Source organism: Ligilactobacillus acidipiscis (genome assembly GCF_900116935.1).
Taxonomy (GTDB): Bacteria; Bacillota; Bacilli; order Lactobacillales; family Lactobacillaceae; genus Ligilactobacillus; species Ligilactobacillus acidipiscis.
This window is the reverse complement of the sequence record NZ_LT630287.1, coordinates 64,854-84,066: the sequence shown is the minus strand read 5'-3', so window position 1 is coordinate 84,066 and position 19,213 is coordinate 64,854. Positions and strand designations below refer to the sequence as shown.

The following is a 19,213-nucleotide window of genomic DNA, read 5'->3' as shown; positions in this document are numbered from 1 at the left end:
AGGTCGACCAGTATTGTACAACTCTCAGAGAGTTATTCACATTCATCTACTCCATTTAGAATAGATAATAGTTTATATAAAATTAATTGTTAATTTCTGACAAGCAACGAGTCATTAACAAGTTTGTTCTGAAATTTAACAGCGAGACAGACAACCCCAAGAATCAAAGCAAGAAATCCGCTAACGGAAAATACATTTAACCCCAAATTACTACAAGCTTTTGTTAATGGATTTACAATAAAGGGACTCACAGCGCCTCCAATTGAATTGATGGCTGCATATATTCCAATAGCCATCGAGACACTGTTTTGATCTACACTTATTGACAGCAAGTATGGAAACTGTCCCATCGCAATGCTCATTGCTGCACCAACTACAAAACTACCCAGAAATACCATGAACAAAGAATGACTAAATCCAATCAATAAGTAGGAAAGCCCGTATAAGATAAAAGCAATCGAGATTGAGGAAGTTTTAAATCTTTTCCCAATTACTCCGACAAAGAAACCGCAAATCATTCCACCTACCAAAGAGACAGTAGATGTTAAAGCCGCCTGCGAAGTAGCTCCGATATCTTGTTCAACGACAAACAGTGAAATATTATTATTCAACACATTATTTAATAACATGATACAAAATCCCCAAAAAGCACAGTCAAAAACATACTTGTTCAAATGTATTTTTGCATTATTTTCGACAACAGTTTCGTCATTCATACTTTGAGGATGATATGGAACCAGTGCAAACACTACTACCAATACTAAAGCTGAAAAAACTTAGATCCAATAGTTGTTAAACCAATTGCTAGAGGTCGCTAATTGTCCGCCACCCATAATAAAAATCATCCCGCCAATATTAACGAAAGTCGTAGTCAGTCCCATCGTAGATTGTCTTTCATTTTTAGGCAACATTTCCGAAATCATAACTTGCGCCAAATTAGTACAAGCACCCTGTCCCAAACCAACTAAGCAAGAGCACATTACCAGAAATATAAAACTTGCATGATATGCCAGCGGTAAAAAACCATCAACTACAACACACAATATTGACCACAGTGCAATGGTCTTTAACTTTAATTTACCCGTGGTTAACTTACCCATCATTAATCCAGCTAACATCATAAATATGTTAGGCAATGTCGTTAACATTTGTACTCCGGTATGAGAAAGCTTAAAAAAATTAGCAATCGCAGCATAAGAAGGTGTAATTGCAAGTGAAGCCATAGACATTGTACTAACTGCCAGGATCCCGATTCTTGTCTTAGAAATATATCTTCGACTCGTCGTTGCATTTACTTCTTTATTCATCAAAGTTTGTTCCTCCTCAATTAGCCGCCCGACGACTAATAGTCAGCACTGCGTTGCGACCGGAAAATGCAGCATATCCAGCGGTACTTCCTGGTAAAGTAACTGCATAAGTATCACCCACTAGCATACCAGCAGCATCATTACCAACTGCATACAGACCAGAAATCGGGTAACCATATCTGTTCAAAACTTCACTGTTGTTATCAACACGGATTCCACCCAAAGCACAAGCCATGCCAACACCTAATTCAACCGCATAAAATGGGCCATCTTTCACGGCTGTTAAATATTGAGGGTCTTTACCGTAATCAACATCACACCCAGCTTCAACATCAGAATTATAGTGTTCTATAGTAGAAGGTAAATTACTCAAATTTAGTTTCTCCGCTAAGCCTACAACTGTATCTGCTTGCGTTAAATACTTCTGGTGGGTATCAAGATCATGTTTGATCTCTTGCCGCAAAGTTGCCAATTTTTCCGGTGAAACCGGAGAATTGCCTACCTCTTTATACAAACCAACTTCTGTGAGATGATCGACTGCTGTTTGGTCAAGAATTGAGAAAACACGTGCTTGCGTTAAAATTGCACTGCCCGCATGGCACATATTATCGTTAACATCTTCATTAACGAAACGTTCACCACGTTCATTGACCCATAAGATTGCTTCTTGAGTAGCAGCTGCCGCCAGCTGTGATGACATATGAACAAATGCTGGCTGTGTCTTATCGTAAATCGCACCACCGCCATACTGGATCGCACCCATTTGATAATGTTGAGCTCCAGCGTCCCATGCTAGTTGCATACCGTCGCCAGTTGCCTTCCCGTTACTGACTGTCATCAATTTCTGGTAAAATGGTGTTCTTTTCTTGATCAACTCTGCATTATCAGCGTAACCGCCAGTTGCCAAAATAACGTTGTTGCATACCAGATCACGCATTTGGCCTGTCACTTCATTCATAACGCTTAATCCTCTAATATGCCCATTTTGCTGTTTAATTTCTTGTGCGCTAATGCTTGTTGCAAACTCGATCCCTGCTTCTTGAGCTTTTTTGGCCAGCAATTGTACTGCCGCATATCCGCCGCCGGCAAAAGAATGGACCGTCGGCCAACTCTTACCCTGTCCGCCAACCTTGCTAAACTTTACACCTAGTTCTGCCAGCCAGTTGATCACCTGACCGCTCGAATCGATTAGTTTTTTTAGGTGCGGAGCACTCGCCTCATAATGAGAGTACGCAAGCTCGTCTTGTAAGAGCTGAGTTTTGCTAATATTAATATTAGCTTGTTTTTGCAGATCACTATCAACACCCATCGCACCTTCAACATAGTTACCATTACCGCCTAAGGTCCGTCCCTTTTCCAACACCAGTGTATCAAGGCCTTGTTCACTAGCAGTTATCGCAGCAGACAAGCCCGACAACCCACCGCCTACGATAATCAAGTCATAGTTTGTTTTTTTTGGAAACATTTTCTAGCCCCCTACTATTTCAAACCAGCAGAAACTCCACCATCACTCAAAATTGTCTGTCCAGTCATAAATGTTGCTTCACTAGCTACAAAGACAAATAACTTAGCCACTTCATCCGCAGTTTCATAACGTTTCATCGGGACTGTCGGAACCATTTTGTTGACAAATTCTTCAGGATTTAATAGGGTCTTAGTTAATCCTGGAGCAATACAGTTGACCCGAATATTTTTATCCGCATAATCCACTGCAGCAGCCATCGTCATTCCCATTACACCGTTTTTAGCGGCATTATATGCTCCAAAACCTCCTGGACAGTATACGCTTCCCAAAGCACCACAATTAACGATCGATCCGAAGCCTTGCTTTAAGAACAACTGAATCTCAGCACGCATACACTTAAAAGTACCCCGTAAATCAAGATCAACAGTTGAATCAAAGTCTTCGTTAGTCAGTTCTGCGAATGGTTTTAGAACTCCGCCGCCGGCATTATTAACGACATAGTCTAAACGGCCAAATTTATCCATGTTTTTGTCCAAACCTTTCTGGATACTATCATCATCAGTAACATCCATAACTAAACCAATGATATTTCCCTGGTATTTAACGTTTAACTTCTGAGCAACCTCAGCAACTTGAGGATTATAGTCAGTTAAAACAACATCAGCATTATTTTTTGCAAAAGCTTCACTAATGGCAAAACCAATTCCTTGTGCAGCACCTGTAATCAAAGCAACTTTTCCATCTAACATAATTAAGGTCTCCTCATATTAATTTTTGACTTCTTCGTTATTCATAGACTTAACGGCTTCCTTAGCTGCGATCCAACCTGAAACGAAAGCAAAACCATTAGCAATCCCTTCATAACTTGGATAACCATCTGAATACAGCCCATTAACATTATTACCAACAATATATAAATCTTTAAGAGGTGAGCCATCTCTCTTAACCGGTTCGCAATTACGGTTAACGTTAACCCCGTCTAAGGTTCCTAAAATTGCACAATGTTCAATAATTGCATAGTATGGACCATCTTTTACACCAAATAACAACTCATCTGCTGGTTTCAAGAATGTGTCGTCTTTCTTATTTTTAACTGCTTGATTGTAAACTTTGATACTTCGTTTCAATGCAGCCAGTGGTAAATTTATTTTTTCAGAAAGTTCTTCAAGAGTTTCAGCTTTGACAACCTCACCGCTTTGAATTGCCTTATCAAAATCAGCTTGAATATCTGGTATTGGTCCAACTGTTGTTCTTGGTTCAACCCCAACCTCACAGAACTGCCGCTCAATGGTATCTTCTAAATTGATTTCTTTTGTTTTAAATGTATTTAAAGTTTCTTGATCTACAATTGCATAATATCTTCCTTGGACATTATGAGCAGCATTAGCCCACATTGCAAAATCGTAAACGACGTCTTCATTAACAAAACGATTACCTGTTTGATCTAGCCACAGTAATGGGAGATTAGTTAAAGTCTCTACACTACTTTGTCGAGCCATTGGATTGATTTGGAAACTTGGTGCACACCCATGAGCAAATAATACCGGATTATGTTGAGTATTAGCACCAAGTTTTTTTGCTAACTTGATCCCAGTTCCATCAGCCTTATGCTCCCCTAAGTTAAGTAATTCATCTGTATCAGTATATTTCTCAGCCATCATTTCCTGGTCGCCACAATAACCGCCATCTGCAAAAATTGCTTTTTTAGTATTGATTCGGATTTTTTGTCCGTTTGAATCTTCAGCAATAACAGCTTTTAATCCACCATTATAATCCAAGTCAACTGCCGAAGTCTGTCGGAGTACCGTGTTGCCAGCTTCTTCAAATTTTTCTGGCAACTTATCCCAATTAGCCATTTTTTCTGTGAAATTATTAAACTTATGGTAAACAAGAGGATCGTTCAAATGAGCCTTCTGTTCACTTTGTTCAACTGTAACTGGCAATCCCATCTGTTCCATTCGTTCGATGTTTTCCCCTGACTCTTTCAAAAAACGAGAAAGCAACTCACCATTTACAAAGTAATGATTATAATCCGCCATCCCTTCAAAGGCTTCCTGATAACCATATTTAACCTTTTTATCTTTTTGTTGCTGAGAATTGATAGCAAAAACCCCATGAGAGCCAAACTTACCGGCCCCACCAACTTTATCTCCTCTTTCCAAAAGAATAAACGGAACTTTCTGTTGGTATAGTTCAAAACCTGCTGAAATTCCCGAAGAACCTGAACCAACAATGACAACGTTTGTATTTAAAGATTTCATAAGTGGTTTCTCCTTTATTGTGAAATTATTTACAATTAAATAATACTTTAAATACAGAAAAAGCTCCAACACAAAAAACTTTCTAGTAATAAGTTTAACTTATTGTCTTAGCGAATTAGTTACAATTTCAGCTAGTTTATCTGTTCTGCTAGAACTTATAGCTACCACGATACGAAAAACATTTTTTAGGTGATCCGGCGAAAATTTGTAAATATTTTCACAATATGATGGTGTTAAAAAACCTTTGGGAACCATGGTTATTCCGCCCCTAAAATTCACACATAAACAAGCTGCCTCAAAACTGTTGACACTTGCGACAACTTCTTCTCCCCAACCATAACGATTATATTGCTCCAACATTTTTGTTTGGATATGAGAGATCCCGCTCGATTTCCAATTTTGCATATATAATTTTGAATGCTGAGATAGTTCTTGCAATTCACTTTCTTTATCAAATTCCTTTTTATTAAATAGCAGGTCAAAATCCAAAACTTTCAAAGTGAAAGTTGTTATTTTAGCATTATTAGCAAACATATTCTCAAAACCAATCAGAAAATCATAATTACCCATAACCAACCTGCTGATACTGCTGTCATAAACTTCTTCATCAAAACTCGAATCATATTGCTTTGGTAGCTTACTAGCAAAAAGGGCTGCATAATTACCCATACCTTGTAAAAAGTGAATCCTTAACAATTTGTCTAAATGTTCATTTGGGTGACGCCAGATCTCCGTATAGGCATCGATGATCTCAGTTGCCCGCTTGTAAAATTCTTCACCAGCTGGTGTAAGAGAAAATTGACCACCACTTCGGTTTAATAGTCTATCTCCCAATTGTTTTTCCAACTTGTTGACGGCAAGACTGACTGCTGTTTCTGATACATAATTTCGTTTAGCAGCAGAAATAAAACCGCGGGTCTGAACAACATCAATAAAATATTTAACTGGCATTAAATTATAATTCATCTGCTTTACTCCTCGTATCATTATGCTTTCCAAGTTCATCACTACAATAAATTACCCCATAACAAAATATTCTTCTAATATTAAGTATATTACATCTGCTCATTTAACAACTATTTAAATACTTGCTTTTATTCACAAAAACTCTTTGGTACTGATTGGTGCATTGTTTTAAAAATAGAAACAGTTGAAAATGTATCTAACGCTGGCATCATTTCAAAAATGATTCTTAAGGACAATGAGCCTGTTAAGGGCATTGATGGAACCTCTGAACTAATGGCCGATCAAAAACCTCTAAAGTAGTATGATGTTTTTACTCATCAACACTAAAAAGGTTCATGAAATCGCCGATTTAGCTGACCTCATGAACCCTTTTACTTGAAAAAATATTAAATTAAATCTCGTTTTTTTACCAAATTCCGATAACTTTCGTCCACAATGTTCCTACGCCAAGCCAAATTACCATGTAAACTAAGCCTAATACGAAGTTCATCTTCCACCATTCACCTTGAGTAACGTACTTTGAGCCAAAGTAAATCGGGGCTGGTCCTGATGCATAGTGAGTTGTAGATCCAGCAAGATTACCGAAAAATCCAAGCATTAAGGCTGCCAGCAACGGTGGGACACCAGCGGCGATCGATACACCGAGCAATGCAGCATACATTGCGCTGACATGTGCTGTAGCACTGGCAAACATATAGTGACTATAAAAGTAAATTAAAATAACCAGCAGTAAGACCAAGAACCAATTCATATTACCCAAACCGCTGACGATCAACTTACTAAACCATGGAATAAAACCTAATTTATTCAGTTTAGTTGCCATCATCACAAGGACTGAGAACCACGTTAATGTATTCCATGCACCGGTTTCCTTTAGAACATCTTGCCAATTCAATACGCCTGTTAACAACAATAGTCCCAAAGCAACAAACGCTGTAGTCGTTGCATCGATTCCGGTTAGACTACCGGTCATCCACGAAATAAGCGCTAAGATAAAGAGCCCTGTCATAATTTTTTCAGAGATAGAAAATTTGCCCATTTCTTTCAGCTGATCATCAGCCCATTTTTTGGCATTGGGAGTCTCTTTAATTTTTGGCGGGTACATTTTATAAATCAAAAAAGGTATCAATATTAAAGAAATAATACCAGGTACTAAGGCTGCCAAAAACCAAGACATCCAGCTGATGTTAACTTTTGCATCTCCAGCAAATGCTTGGGCCAGTGGATTACCAGCCATCGCTGTCATAAACATTGCTGACGTAATAATATCCCCATGGTATTCTGCAAAAACTAAGAATGATCCAATTTTCTTCCGCGATTCATCATCATCAGGCTTTGACCCAAATGCATCCGCTAAGGATTGAATAATTGGAAACACAACACCGCCGGCACGTGCTGTATTACTTGGCGTTGCGGGAGCCAACACCAAATCAACACCAATAATAGAATACGCTAAATTCAATGTTTTCTTGCCAAACAAGGAAACAAAATTTAACGCGATCCTTCGTCCCAAGCCGGTTTTAATAAACCCACGTGAGATGAAGAACGCCATTGCAATCAACCAGATACTGCTATTACCAAAACCAGCAACTGCCGTATCGATATCTACAACTTTAGTAAGAGTCAAGATCACAAAACCAATGATCGAAACCGCGCCGATCGGCAAAGGTTGAGTAATACATCCTACGATCGTTGCCAGAAAAATCGCAAACATTCTCCACGCCGCAACAGATAAAGCTGCAGGACGTAATGGAGTACAGAACCACAAAACTAATCCGATCAAGACCGGCCAAAAAAATTTTTTATACTGTTCCTTACTCAATAACACATATATCACCTTTCCTCGTGATAATTCTTTGTTATTTTGACCAGTGAACTTATTTCAATAATGACCTAAGTTTTCAATTTTTAGAAAAACCAGCCCAGCTAATGAACACAATTTCTCTCAAGGAAAAACTGTGTATAAAAATCAGTATTATTTGCCGCTTAAATTATCTTAAGTAGTCCGATACCTTGCAAAAAAATACACTGTCTTAATTAGCCGCTTAAGCCTTATCTCTTTTTAATAGCTATAGATACTTGGGATAGCTCACGATCAAACTAAAACTTATTTCAAACTCGCCAAGTATTTATATGCTTGTTGTCCAGTTTGACGACCAAAAACAACAGTTTCAGCAATTGAATTACCACCGATCCGGTTGTTACCATGCAAACCGCCAGCAACTTCACCACCAGCGAATAAGCCGGCGATCGGAGTACCTGCTTTAGTTAAGACATGTGACTTAGCATCGATCTTAAGTCCGCCCATTGTATAGTGGACTGCCGGAGCAATATGAATTGCTTCATAACCGCCATGGTCGATCGTGCGCTCCATGCCTGAGTCCCGTCCGAATTCACTATCCTTTCCAGCTGAGACAGCTTTATTCCAGCTAGCAACTGTTGCTTGTAATTTGTCAGGATCGACTCCAATATTTTGCGCTAAATCGGCCAGAGAATCCCCATATTTAACCAAACTAATGTGATCGTAAAAATTGATAGCCGGCACGTTTTCGCGAATACCAGAATCATAGATCAAAAAGGCACTCTTTTCTGGCAATGCATTGATAGCATTTGTCACATTTTTACGTGTATCTAATTCATTCACAAAACGTTCACCTTGGGAATTAACTAGAATTGCCCCTTCACCACGAGTCGCTTCACCAATCAGATAAGCATGACCTGTATCTTGTTGAACAGTTGGATGAACTTGGATCTGATCCATGTCAACGAGTCCGGCACCGATCTCAGTGGCTAATTTAATTCCATCGCCGGTCGCCCCGACCTGATTAGTTGTTTCATAACCATCGAGGTCTGACCGATATTTTTTGATCAATTCTTTGTTGGCCCCAAAACCACCAGTGGCTAAAATAATTGACTTCGCACTAATTTTCTTACTTTCATCATTTGGTAATTTAACGTTTAATCCGGTGATCTGCCCATTATCAGCTAACAACCGATCAACTGTGACTTTTGCAAATAACGGAATTTCTTCCTTTTCGATTTGTTTTAAGAGTTCCGTTACCAAATATCCGCCGATTGCTGCTTTGCTAGCAGGCCGGTGAGTCCGTTTGATCTTCATTCCACCCGTGATCGTAATATCATTCAAAACAATTCCACGATCAGCCAACCAGTCAATGGCTAATGCACCATGAGAAGTAAAATATTCCAACATCTCTTTATTATTTAAACCGCCACCGCCTTTAAGAGTTTCCTGATAAAAATCTCCAAAACTGTCAACGATATGATGCTGTAGCTGAAAATCCGTTTCGGCGGCATTCATCCCTGAAGAAGCACGATTCGTATTACCACCCATTTTGTCCATTTTTTCCAAAATAACTGGTGAAAGCCCTAATTCTTTAGCTTGTAAGGCTGCAACCATTCCGGTCCCACCGGAACCAATGATCACCAGGTCATAATTATCTTTTAATTCTGTTAAATCTGTTGGCTTAAAAATATATTTTGCCATTTCTAACTTCACTCCTTGAAAATAGGAATAGGATCCTTAGTCGAGCTGCGCAAGCCAGGGCTTTCCGCTTAATCAATTCGCTCATCACGACAAGAAAAACACTTGTCATAATGCCCAAATCCATTAGTGCCCTGATTGGCTTGCTCCACTCTTGTTATTTTAGTCGAGCTGCGCAGGACAGAAGATTCCGCCTAACCAACTTCTGGACTACAATGCAAAAAACGCATTATATTCCAGAAGTCCGTTAGTGCTCGTCTTCTGAACGTCCTGCTTCGCTCTGTTTTTTTCCACCTTGTTTATATATTCGTCATCTTCAGTGGATCTACCCACTCATCGAATTGTTCTTCTGTCAATTTGCCAGATGCTAGTGCGGCCTCTTTTAATGTTGTGCCATTTTTGTCTGCTTCCTGTGCAATCACGGCACTATCATGATATCCAATGTGTGGTGACAAGGCTGTGACCGTCATCAACGAATTCTTGACTAATTCTGTCATTCTTTCTTCATTGACCGTCAAACCATGGATCATCTTATCGGTAAAGCCAGTGATCGTTCCTCTTAATAAATCAGCTGATTCAAGGAATGCTTGGATCAATACTGGTTTATAAACATTCAGCTGGAAGTTTCCCTGTGAAGAAGCCATATCTACAACAACATCATTCCCAATGACACGGACAGCAGCCATTGTGATTGCTTCTGCCTGTGTTGGGTTAACTTTACCTGGCATGATCGATGAGCCGGGTTCATTAGCCGGGATGTTCAACTCGCCGTATGCCGCACGTGGCCCACTAGCTAAAAAGCGAACATCATTAGCGATCTTCATGCAATCAGCAGCCAAGGTCTTCATAGCACCATGAACAACATTCAACCCAGAATGGGCTTCCAATCCATAGAATTTATTTGTATCCGCATTGAACTTCATTCCATAGATCTCACTGACTTTTTCTGCAATATTTGCAGCAAAGTGTGGGTCCGCATTCAAACCTGTCCCCACTGCGGTACCGCCCATTGGAAATTCAAGCAATGTGTCATCTAGTTTTTGCAAGTAAGACAGATCATGTTCTAACATGCTGACCCAGCCACTAACTTCTTGCCCAAATGTCAGTGGTGTTGCATCTTGCAAATGTGTCCGGCCAACTTTAACTACCTTCCAATATTTCTCTTGTTTAACTTTTAATTCATCGATCAAATGACTAACTGCTGTTTCTAAATCTTTAACTGCAACACTAGCAGTCATATTCATCGCTGTTGGGAAAATATCATTGGAACTCTGTCCCCGGTTAACGTCATCATTAGGCAAGATCTCTGTCCCATCGCCTAATTTAGTTGCCAAATGAGCAACAACTTCGTTAACGTTCATATTCGTTTGAGTACCTGAACCAGTTTGGTAAACTTTCAGTGGAAAATCGGCACGCAATTTTTCATCAGATAATTCCAGCAAAGAATCCACAGCTTTTATGATCGGCTGTGTTTTTTCTTGAGGTAATTGCCCTTCTTTTTCATTTGATTGGGCTGCGGCTTTTTTAATTTGTAATAGTGCCTTGATTATTTCTAGCGGGATGTAACTGCCTGTTGGAAAGTTATTCCTACTCCGTTCAGTCTGGGGTCCCCACAGTGCAGTGGCAGGTATTTCAACTTTACCTAGTGTGTCTTCTTCGATCCTAATATCCTTAGCCATAATACTTGACCTCCTATAATATCTTATATTACAAAGTAACAAAAATCTGAACTTACCTGTGATCACATCTGATCTTTTCCAATAAAAATTAACCGGTTAAAAATATGTGTGTTACATTATTCACATATAATTTTAAAAAATATGGTAGATACTCCTTTCTTTACAGATTCATGATAGCGTTTTAAATTTATTATAGTCAAATCTGGCAGGGGTTATAAATTTAAATTATGACACTGCTGGATCAAGGTTCTCGCTTAATAGTTAGCCAGCATTTCTTAGCGGATAAAAATAATTATAAATTACACAATCATCAAAAAAGCCAAGAGACTTCTTCCCTTGGCTGGTCATTCATTGTGTAATTTATCCTTGATCTTCAATAACTGCGTTACAAGTTCCCACTCTTGATTTTTTAAAAGGTAATTCTTTCTAGTAACTATCGATATATTAAATTTGGTGGCAAAATTGTCTGTTAAAGGTGTACTCTTCAACTCATCTCCTAATGCCACTGCATCCCCGACCAACAGTGCTATCCCTGAATTTTGTTCGACCATTCTTTTCAGAATAGAAATACTCTGAGTCTTAAAAATAATATTAGGAATAAAACCAGCCTGATTTGAATAGTGTTCTAAAACCTGACGGTGAATAAACTTACTGTCCAGTGTGATAAACTTTTCGTCTTTGAGATCTGAAAAAGATACTTTTTCAACATCGCTTAACCAATGTTTATCTGAAGAAATGATCGCAAAATCACGGGCAGTGATCTGTGTCGCTGCCAAACGTGAGTTATCTATTGAAGTAAAACTACCTAACAACGCGATATCTATTTTCCCAGTCAAAAGATCCTGTGTTAATTGTTCAGAACCCGACTCATCCACGACCAAGTTTTGCAGCAAGTTATTCTTATTTAATTCAGGAACTATCAAAGGAAAATATAAGTTCCCAATGATCGGTGGCAATCCAAATCTAATTTTTTCCTGGGAAAAATTGTCGATCTCAACTGTAGCAAGATGAACTTCATTCAATATTTTAGTTGCGTGCTCATATAATATTTTCCCTGGAGCCGTTACTTTAAGAAAATTTTGCGAATGGTCTCGAGAAACAAGCTTTGTTTGTAAGCTGTTTTCAAGACGTTTGATCGCCAAAGTGACAGTTGGCTGCTTAACATTGAAATGCTTCGCCGCCTCAGTAAAGCTGCCCACTTTACACAAATAACAAAAATAATTTAAGTCGTTTAATTTCATCCTGACCCTCCAGCAAATCGGGCAGATACTTTGTCCCAACAGTTCTCTTTAAGTTACAAACGGTCGCAAACAAGCATCCGGTTTGCAGTAAACTATAATAACAGAAACAGTAACTATGAATATTGTAGCAAATTTATCCAGTTAAATATGAAAAAATACTCCCCACTATCAAAAACGATAGAAGGAAGTACTTCTTTTAAACCGGATATTTTTTTAATTAACGCATTAAAGTTATTCCAATGATTACATTTCTGGTGAAATCATAACTTTAACTTGTGATTTATCACTCTGCAATGATTTGATCCCTTCAACAGTGTCGTCTAATGAGATCTTCTTAGTGATCATCTTCTGGAAAATCTCTTGGTTACTATTGATAATATTAATAACTGTTGGGAATGCATTTTCGTAACCTAATGTAGTGTGGATATTGTGGCCTTTCATAATTGCGTCATTAATATCAAGCTCGATGGATTTGCCAAACAAAGCATCAACTTGAATCAAGCCAGTGGCTGTTGTAATTTGTGTAGCTGTATCAAATGTTGCTTGAACCCCTGCACATTCAAATGCAATGTCCACACCATCTGGCAGATCTTCATGGATCTTTTCAACAACATCATCTTTAGTTGGATTCAAAGTGTTTTCGATGCCCACTTCTTTTGCTTTAGCGAGACGAACATCAGAAACATCTGAAATATATACTTTTGTTGCCCCAGCGATCTTAGCCAAAATAGCTGTACATAAGCCGATTGGGCCGGCACCCATAACTGCGACGGTTTGGCCTTCGATCAAACCACTACGCTTGATACCTTCATAGGCTACAGAAGTTGGTTCAACTAAAGCACCTAGGTCAAAGCCCATTTCATCTGGTAATTTATGTGCAAACTTGGCCTCAACGTTGGCATATTCTGCCATCCCGCCATCGCCTGAAACACCGATAAAGTTTCCACTGCCATCTGGACCAACAGCGTGCAAACAATAATTATACAAACCTTTCATACAATTCCGACAATGTCCACAAGCTAAGATGGGTTCGACTGCGATTCGATCACCAACTTGAACCTCATGAACATCCTGACCAACTTTAACCACTTGACCAGAAAATTCATGTCCTTCAATGATCGGAACAGTTTTACCGGTCAAAGGATTCTTCTCATATGGTAAGGAAAGGCCCTCTGAATACATATGAATATCACTACCACAGATCCCTACAAACTTGACCTTGATTTGAACTTGATCATCCTTAGGTTCAGGGATCTCAACGTCTTCGATCCGAATATCTTGTTTGCCATAAATTCTTGCTGCTTTCATTACTGTATTGCCCCTCTCTGTGTACTATACTTAAAATTAGCACAAATATGAAACCGCTGTCAATAGCGTTTTTTCTTCTGTGACTAACATTCTAGATTCAATCAAAAATGAAATTATTACACGACCGTTCTCTTATAATTTCACAGTTTATTTGCCATTTACAGTCATTAGTCCACCACCACAACTGTTTGTATATTATGCTAAAATAGTCTTCAAAAAGTATGTGCTTAACTGCACAATGGATAAAATATTTGGAGAGTACTACTATGCAGGAATTTTTCATGGAGAACAAAAAATATGAATTGGTGGCAATTGCCCAAGATGCAAGCGCTTATTCTCAAGGCAAAATGGCAGTTTATCGACCGGTGGGAACAAATAATTACTTTGTTAGGCCGCTAATGGAACTAATTTCTTATTTACCAAAAGATAAGAAACTTGAAGCTACAATTACACATCGTTTGCAATTATACAAAAAATTATTTGTTGGGCGAACAGATGTCTATGCACATAGATATTTCAACAAAAAACAACAAAAGGATGTTTATTTTCCTGTCACACACTTTAAGAACCATCGACCACTCAAAGGAAAAGAAGGTTGGATCCCATTGTCAGATCCTGATATTCGATCACACTTAGAGGGCCGCCAATTTATTGGACTTTATCCGATGTATGAAGATAATACCTGCAAATTTGTTGTTATTGATATTGATAAGCAAAATTGGCAAGACATTTGTTCTGCCATTAACCAGGTCTGTTCTAATTATGCCATCCCTGTTCTTATGGAGGTCTCCCAGTCTGGAAATGGTTGCCATATTTGGATCTTTTTCTCTACCAAAATCAAAGCTCAAAAAGCAAGAAAGCTGGCGGATAATATTTTACAAGCCACAATGGAGATCTACCCTTCCATGCCATTATCTGCTTTCGATAGACTTTTCCCGAGCCAAGACCTAATTCAATCAGACAAACCTGGAAACTTGATTGCTGCTCCATTGCAAGGTCAACGACGTAAAGAAAATAAAACTGTTTTCGTTGACGCTCACTTTAGACCATACCAGCAACAGTGGAAAATTTTAGAAAACATTGTCCGTTTAAACGAAAAACAGACTGATCAACTTATTTCAAAATTACAAACAGAACAACAAATAAACATTATTTCTGATGAAGAAGAGGATACTCACGAACTATCTTTAGGCAAAATAGTTTACTTTGAACAGTTAACGATTATTAAAAGTAACATGCTTTTCATATCTAAAAGCTCACTCTCAAGTACACAGATCGCCTATTTAAAAACCATGGGTTCTTTTTGGAATCCGCAATTTTTTAAACGTCAACGTCAAAGATTATCAACTTTCAAAACACCACGTATTATTGATTTGTCTGTTGAGTTACCAGACTTTATCTGTTTGCCTCGTGGGTTAGAAGATGGGTTAGAAAAACTCAGCACTCATATCGAATGGAAAGATCAAACTATTAAAGGAAACGCTATTAATGTTTCTTTTGTTGGTGAACTTAAATCAGAACAAGAAAAGGCTACTGCTGAATTGCTTAAAAACTCGAACGGGGTTTTGGCTGCGCGAACAGGCTTTGGAAAAACAGTGGTAGCCGCAAAAATAATTGCTGCAAGAAAAGTAAGCACATTGATTTTGGTAAATAACCGAGAACTTGCACAACAATGGAAAAAGCAGTTAAAAAACTTTTTAAATATAAATGGAAAACCACTGATCAAAGAATATACAGCTACTGGAAGAAAAAGAAAAAAAGACATGATCGGCAGCTTTTATGGGTCAACTCATAATCGGAGCGGAGTTATTGATATAGCAACGATTCAATCATTTAAAGGTACAAAAGAGGAACAAGCTATATTAAATGATTATGGAATGGTTATTTTTGATGAAGTCCATCATGTGCCAGCATTCTCTTATGATGAAGTTATAAAAAACATCGGGGCACATTATCTTTATGGGCTGTCAGCAACACCTTATCGGCAAGATGGCTTGAGTAAAATAATAACATTACGGATGGGGAAAATACGTTATCAGACAGACTTAGTCGATAGTCGCCATTCATTAGATACTATAAGAAGGGTCGTTCCACGCTATACAAATTTAGGATTGAATTTACCTGAATTAAAGGTAAACACTCTAAATGAAAATTATGAATTATTAGCTAAGAATGATGATAGAAATAAAAGTATATTAAAAGACATCACTACTAACCTGCACCAGAAAAGGCATATTTTAGTTTTGACTCATCGCGTGACACATTTACAATTGTTAGCCGATCATTTAAAAGATAGTAGTAGCCTGAATTATTCATACTTTTCGTTGCAGTTAAAACTTTGTGCAAAGTTACTTTAGTGTGTAAAAAAAGCAGCTTTTTGTTAGTTTTGTTGTCGGACTGTTTAAAAAAGGACAGACTTCACCCTTTCCCTAAGAAAAACATTTTTTATTTTGTGAGTTCACAGCGGATATATTTTTAGATTTTGAATCTTGAACAGTGTCTGCCAAAATAATTTATCGAACACATTGGTCTGAGATAAATGGACCCAGACTTGACGCGCATGGTGCGTGACCTTAGCTGCCACATGGAGTAATTTAAAACGGATCGTCCCGACCTGAGCGTGTTTAAGCTTTGTTGGTAAAACTAAGTTCTTCATGGCTTGCAGTATATTATAAGCGACCCCAGCTACCAGCATCCGGAACTCATTGGCCTCAAAACTAGAACTGTCCGTTTTATCAAAGTGAAAGCCACGTTTAACTTCTTTGATCAAGTCTTCCATGGAACCGCGTTGGTGATAGAGGGCAAAGACTTGTGGACCGCTTAATTCTTCCAAGTTGGTCACGATAAACTCATGGTCAAACAGAAAGTTGCCCGCCGGCCGCGTTGATTTAATAATCACACGATAAGGTCGTGACCAACTTTGAGGACAATAGTCTCGCAGGACATGCCATTGGACTTCAGCTTCGGTGAAGTCCTGGTCACCCACTTGGATCAGGTGCTCAGCCCGACTTTGGAGCTGGTAGTTCGCTTTTAAACGAATCACGAACTTAGCCTGCTTTTTATCACACGCATGGTAGATCCCTGGAGCTGCGAAACCAGAATCTCCTCGCACTAAGACATCCAGGGAAGATCCGTCATAGGCCCGTAAGCTCCGTAATAAAAATTTAGTCGCACCTTGGGAAGTATAGCGATTGCCGGGGCGTAATTGAGCATTCAACAAGCAGCCCGATAAAGCATCAAAGGCTAGTAAAGGATGATAACCGTTGGTCTGGTAGTGACCGTTATAAGCACTCTTTTCTTGGTCACCAAACGTATCGGCATGTGTCGAATCTAGATCAAGGATCAGCTGATGTTGATTTAGCTGCCCAAGAACAAAGTGAGCTACCGAGCCGAGCAATGATTTGACTGAAAAGAGCCCAGACGCTGAAATGTGATTGATAAAGCGTGAAAGTGTCGGCTGGGAAGCGACCGCTTGAGACAAGACCAGCTTAAAATCAACGGCGTGTGACAAGGTATTAGCCGACTGATCTTGGCAGTATCCTGCTAGCAATTGCAACAGCAACTGCTTAAATAAATTGTTCAAGGGAAAGGTACAATATTTACGGTCATCTTTAAAATGCAAGTTATCTTCTAAGAGCTAGTCAAAGTGAATTTGGTGCAGAAATTCAGCAATTAATAAAGTTCCGGCATCGTTCGCTAACTCACCACCGTCATTAGAAATGTTGATCTGGTCATTGAATAAAAGTTTTTCATGATGTAAAGTTGACATAAGGAGCACTCCTGTTCTTTGTGGTTTTCATCGACTTTACAATAGCACAGGATGTGCTCTTTTTGTACACCCAACAGGTGAAAAACGAAAAAGATGCGAACTAGCATGACAACAACAAAAAGTAGTCCTTAAGGGAAAAGTATGAATAATTCAGGAGTAGTTTTCCCATTTATAAATTGTACGGAGCACAAGGTGCAAAGAAAAACCATGCAACTGTCGAAAAAATAAATGACACTGACACCCCATTCGTTATTTTTGCTACTTCTAAATATGCAGGAGAAGGCTTAGATATTGGCGCTTTAGATACGATCGTTTTAGCCATGCCAAATTCGTGGAAAGGAATTATTTTTCAAACACTTGGCCGATTACAACGAGATGTGACTAATAAAAAGGAACTCAGGGTTTATGATTATGTAGACATCTTGATCCCTCCATTTGCTAGAATGTATCAGAAACGTAAAAAGGCGTATGAAAAACTTAATTTCAAAATTCAGGAAGATAAAACTAGCCGAAGTTCCAACGTAAGTCTTTATGAGGGAAATTATCATTCTATTTTGCTAAAACGATCAAAGCAGGCAAAACATGCCATGATTTCAGCTGCCAATTTATCTCCTTTTCTACTTTGGAAGTTAATCTACAAAAATAAAGATCATTGTACGGTAGTGCTTCATTCTCTGAGTGATTTTTACCAGAAAAAAATGCTGTCAGCTTCTGTCTCATATACGTTAACAGATAACAACATCCCAGAATGTATTCTATTTGATAATAAGGAACTTTGGCTTTGTTCTGATAAGGGCTTTAACTCAGATAACGGAATCGCTGTTTGTATTAGTAGTCCAGATACAGTCGCCGGCTTTAGCAAAATAATCGCTGACGAAATTCACGAAGATAAACTGTAGCATTTATTAGCTGCCGAAAAATTTTATTCCAACAAAATGGCAAAAGAGGAGGAAAAAATCATGAGGACCGATCCTGAATATATTGCTGATTATTTGGCAGAAGCAAAACCATTGATCAAAAATTTCGTTGATTTGCCCTACTACACAGAACCTTTAAGAAAATTATCTACCAAACAAACTATCGCATTTATTATTAATAGTTTTATCCGTGCCACTCAACTTAAATGGCCAACAAAAATGGAAACTTGGGGAGAAGAAAAAATCAAAACGGCTTTCTTATTGTCCCTACCAGCTGAAATGACGATGGATGATACGCTTGCCGCACTAGTCGAACCTGTGTTGCTTAATTTTTTCTATTTTTTAGAGTTCGACCAAAAAATTGTCGTCGATAGCACTACTTTAAATAAAGCAATCATCAAGTATAATGGATCAATGTTGGAATACAACCATGATCCACTACTTTGGAGTGGTCAAAAAATACTAGAGTTGAAAGGAAGATTCCCAAGCTTCTACGCTGAACACGTGGATCTTTCTTTAATAGCCTTAAATTACCAGGAATATCAAAAAATAGCTGAAAAACACGGCAAAAACTTTGATGAGTTTATGGGTGAACAGCTAGAAGCTTACGAACAAATTTTATCGGCAGACTATAAAAACACTGGTAAGCTGACCTCTAGTTCATCCCGTGCCCGCAATGCACAAATAAAATTACACAAGAAAAAAGGCAGAAAAAAGAAAAAATAAGTTAGTAATGAATTCAATTAACGCGGCTTTATCGAAATAAACAGAACTCAACAACATTGTTCCATCAGTAAG

The 19,213-nt window shown here is 38.5% G+C and carries 14 protein-coding genes and 1 pseudogene; 3 read left to right on the top strand and 12 right to left on the bottom strand.

Annotated elements, in window-relative coordinates; all coding sequences use genetic code 11:
* Positions 1-89: 89 nt before the first annotated feature.
* The 11 genes from BQ5903_RS12080 to BQ5903_RS00325 all read right to left on the bottom strand — a co-directional run bounded on the left by BQ5903_RS12080 (position 90) and on the right by BQ5903_RS00325 (position 13,729).
* A complete protein-coding gene (locus BQ5903_RS12080) occupies positions 90-716 on the bottom strand; it encodes an MFS transporter (RefSeq protein ID WP_231920878.1) in 627 nt (208 codons plus the stop codon).
* A 60-nt stretch (positions 717-776) separates the two neighbouring features.
* The gene (locus tag BQ5903_RS12075; protein ID WP_029605057.1) at positions 777-1,307 is read right to left on the bottom strand and encodes an MFS transporter; all 531 of its coding nucleotides are present in this window, start codon (positions 1,305-1,307) and stop codon (positions 777-779) included.
* Positions 1,308-1,323: 16 nt separating this feature from the next.
* Positions 1,324-2,772: an FAD-dependent oxidoreductase gene (locus BQ5903_RS00365; protein ID WP_056971218.1), complete on the bottom strand. Its 1,449-nt coding sequence runs from the start codon at positions 2,770-2,772 to the stop codon at positions 1,324-1,326.
* A gap of 14 nt (positions 2,773-2,786) precedes the next feature.
* Positions 2,787-3,521: an SDR family NAD(P)-dependent oxidoreductase gene (locus BQ5903_RS00360; protein WP_010495514.1), complete on the bottom strand. Its 735-nt coding sequence runs from the start codon at positions 3,519-3,521 to the stop codon at positions 2,787-2,789.
* An 18-nt stretch (positions 3,522-3,539) separates the two neighbouring features.
* Positions 3,540-5,105 carry an FAD-binding protein gene (locus tag BQ5903_RS00355; RefSeq protein WP_231920877.1) on the bottom strand — a complete coding sequence of 522 codons (1,566 nt, stop codon included), beginning with the start codon at positions 5,103-5,105 and terminating at the stop codon, positions 3,540-3,542.
* Positions 5,106-5,132: 27 nt separating this feature from the next.
* The gene (locus BQ5903_RS00350) at positions 5,133-5,999 is read right to left on the bottom strand and encodes a LysR family transcriptional regulator (protein ID WP_010495519.1); all 867 of its coding nucleotides are present in this window, start codon (positions 5,997-5,999) and stop codon (positions 5,133-5,135) included.
* A 406-nt stretch (positions 6,000-6,405) separates the two neighbouring features.
* Positions 6,406-7,827 carry an anion permease gene (locus BQ5903_RS00345; protein WP_010495522.1) on the bottom strand — a complete coding sequence of 474 codons (1,422 nt, stop codon included), beginning with the start codon at positions 7,825-7,827 and terminating at the stop codon, positions 6,406-6,408.
* Positions 7,828-8,106: 279 nt separating this feature from the next.
* Positions 8,107-9,504, bottom strand: a complete 1,398-nt coding sequence (locus tag BQ5903_RS00340; protein ID WP_079578342.1) for a flavocytochrome c — start codon at positions 9,502-9,504, stop codon at positions 8,107-8,109.
* Between the two features lie 296 nt (positions 9,505-9,800).
* Positions 9,801-11,180, bottom strand: a complete 1,380-nt coding sequence (locus BQ5903_RS00335) for a class II fumarate hydratase (RefSeq protein WP_010495525.1) — start codon at positions 11,178-11,180, stop codon at positions 9,801-9,803.
* A gap of 344 nt (positions 11,181-11,524) precedes the next feature.
* Complete coding sequence (locus tag BQ5903_RS00330; protein ID WP_010495527.1) at positions 11,525-12,421, bottom strand: LysR family transcriptional regulator; 897 nt, start codon at positions 12,419-12,421, stop codon at positions 11,525-11,527.
* Between the two features lie 243 nt (positions 12,422-12,664).
* Entirely contained in the window at positions 12,665-13,729 is a 1,065-nt protein-coding gene (locus BQ5903_RS00325) for a 2,3-butanediol dehydrogenase (RefSeq protein ID WP_079578340.1), read from the bottom strand.
* A gap of 281 nt (positions 13,730-14,010) precedes the next feature.
* On the opposite strand from BQ5903_RS00325, the gene BQ5903_RS00320 reads away from it, so the two are divergent.
* Complete coding sequence (locus tag BQ5903_RS00320) at positions 14,011-16,086, top strand: TOTE conflict system archaeo-eukaryotic primase domain-containing protein (RefSeq protein WP_172823811.1); 2,076 nt, start codon at positions 14,011-14,013, stop codon at positions 16,084-16,086.
* A gap of 101 nt (positions 16,087-16,187) precedes the next feature.
* Here BQ5903_RS00320 and BQ5903_RS00315 read toward each other — a convergent pair.
* Positions 16,188-17,498 (bottom strand): annotated as a pseudogene (locus tag BQ5903_RS00315) (IS1380 family transposase).
* Between the two features lie 176 nt (positions 17,499-17,674).
* On the opposite strand from BQ5903_RS00315, the gene BQ5903_RS00310 reads away from it, so the two are divergent.
* Complete coding sequence (locus BQ5903_RS00310; RefSeq protein WP_079578337.1) at positions 17,675-18,397, top strand: hypothetical protein; 723 nt, start codon at positions 17,675-17,677, stop codon at positions 18,395-18,397.
* A 93-nt stretch (positions 18,398-18,490) separates the two neighbouring features.
* Positions 18,491-19,141, top strand: a complete 651-nt coding sequence (locus BQ5903_RS00305; protein WP_154021994.1) for a hypothetical protein — start codon at positions 18,491-18,493, stop codon at positions 19,139-19,141.
* Positions 19,142-19,213: the final 72 nt, after the last annotated feature.

What these genes read in the sequence shown, in the direction of transcription:
- BQ5903_RS12080 (WP_231920878.1), bottom strand. Translation starts at nt 716, where the DNA reads ATGAATGACGAAACTGTTGTCGAAAATAATGCAAAAATACATTTGAAC.
- BQ5903_RS12075 (WP_029605057.1), bottom strand. Translation starts at nt 1,307, where the DNA reads ATGAATAAAGAAGTAAATGCAACGACGAGTCGAAGATATATTTCTAAG.
- BQ5903_RS00365 (WP_056971218.1), bottom strand. Translation starts at nt 2,772, where the DNA reads ATGTTTCCAAAAAAAACAAACTATGACTTGATTATCGTAGGCGGTGGG.
- BQ5903_RS00360 (WP_010495514.1), bottom strand. Translation starts at nt 3,521, where the DNA reads ATGTTAGATGGAAAAGTTGCTTTGATTACAGGTGCTGCACAAGGAATT.
- BQ5903_RS00350 (WP_010495519.1), bottom strand. Translation starts at nt 5,999, where the DNA reads ATGAATTATAATTTAATGCCAGTTAAATATTTTATTGATGTTGTTCAG.
- BQ5903_RS00340 (WP_079578342.1), bottom strand. Translation starts at nt 9,504, where the DNA reads ATGGCAAAATATATTTTTAAGCCAACAGATTTAACAGAATTAAAAGAT.
- BQ5903_RS00335 (WP_010495525.1), bottom strand. Translation starts at nt 11,180, where the DNA reads ATGGCTAAGGATATTAGGATCGAAGAAGACACACTAGGTAAAGTTGAA.
- BQ5903_RS00330 (WP_010495527.1), bottom strand. Translation starts at nt 12,421, where the DNA reads ATGAAATTAAACGACTTAAATTATTTTTGTTATTTGTGTAAAGTGGGC.
- BQ5903_RS00325 (WP_079578340.1), bottom strand. Translation starts at nt 13,729, where the DNA reads ATGAAAGCAGCAAGAATTTATGGCAAACAAGATATTCGGATCGAAGAC.
- BQ5903_RS00320 (WP_172823811.1), top strand. Translation starts at nt 14,011, where the DNA reads ATGGAGAACAAAAAATATGAATTGGTGGCAATTGCCCAAGATGCAAGC.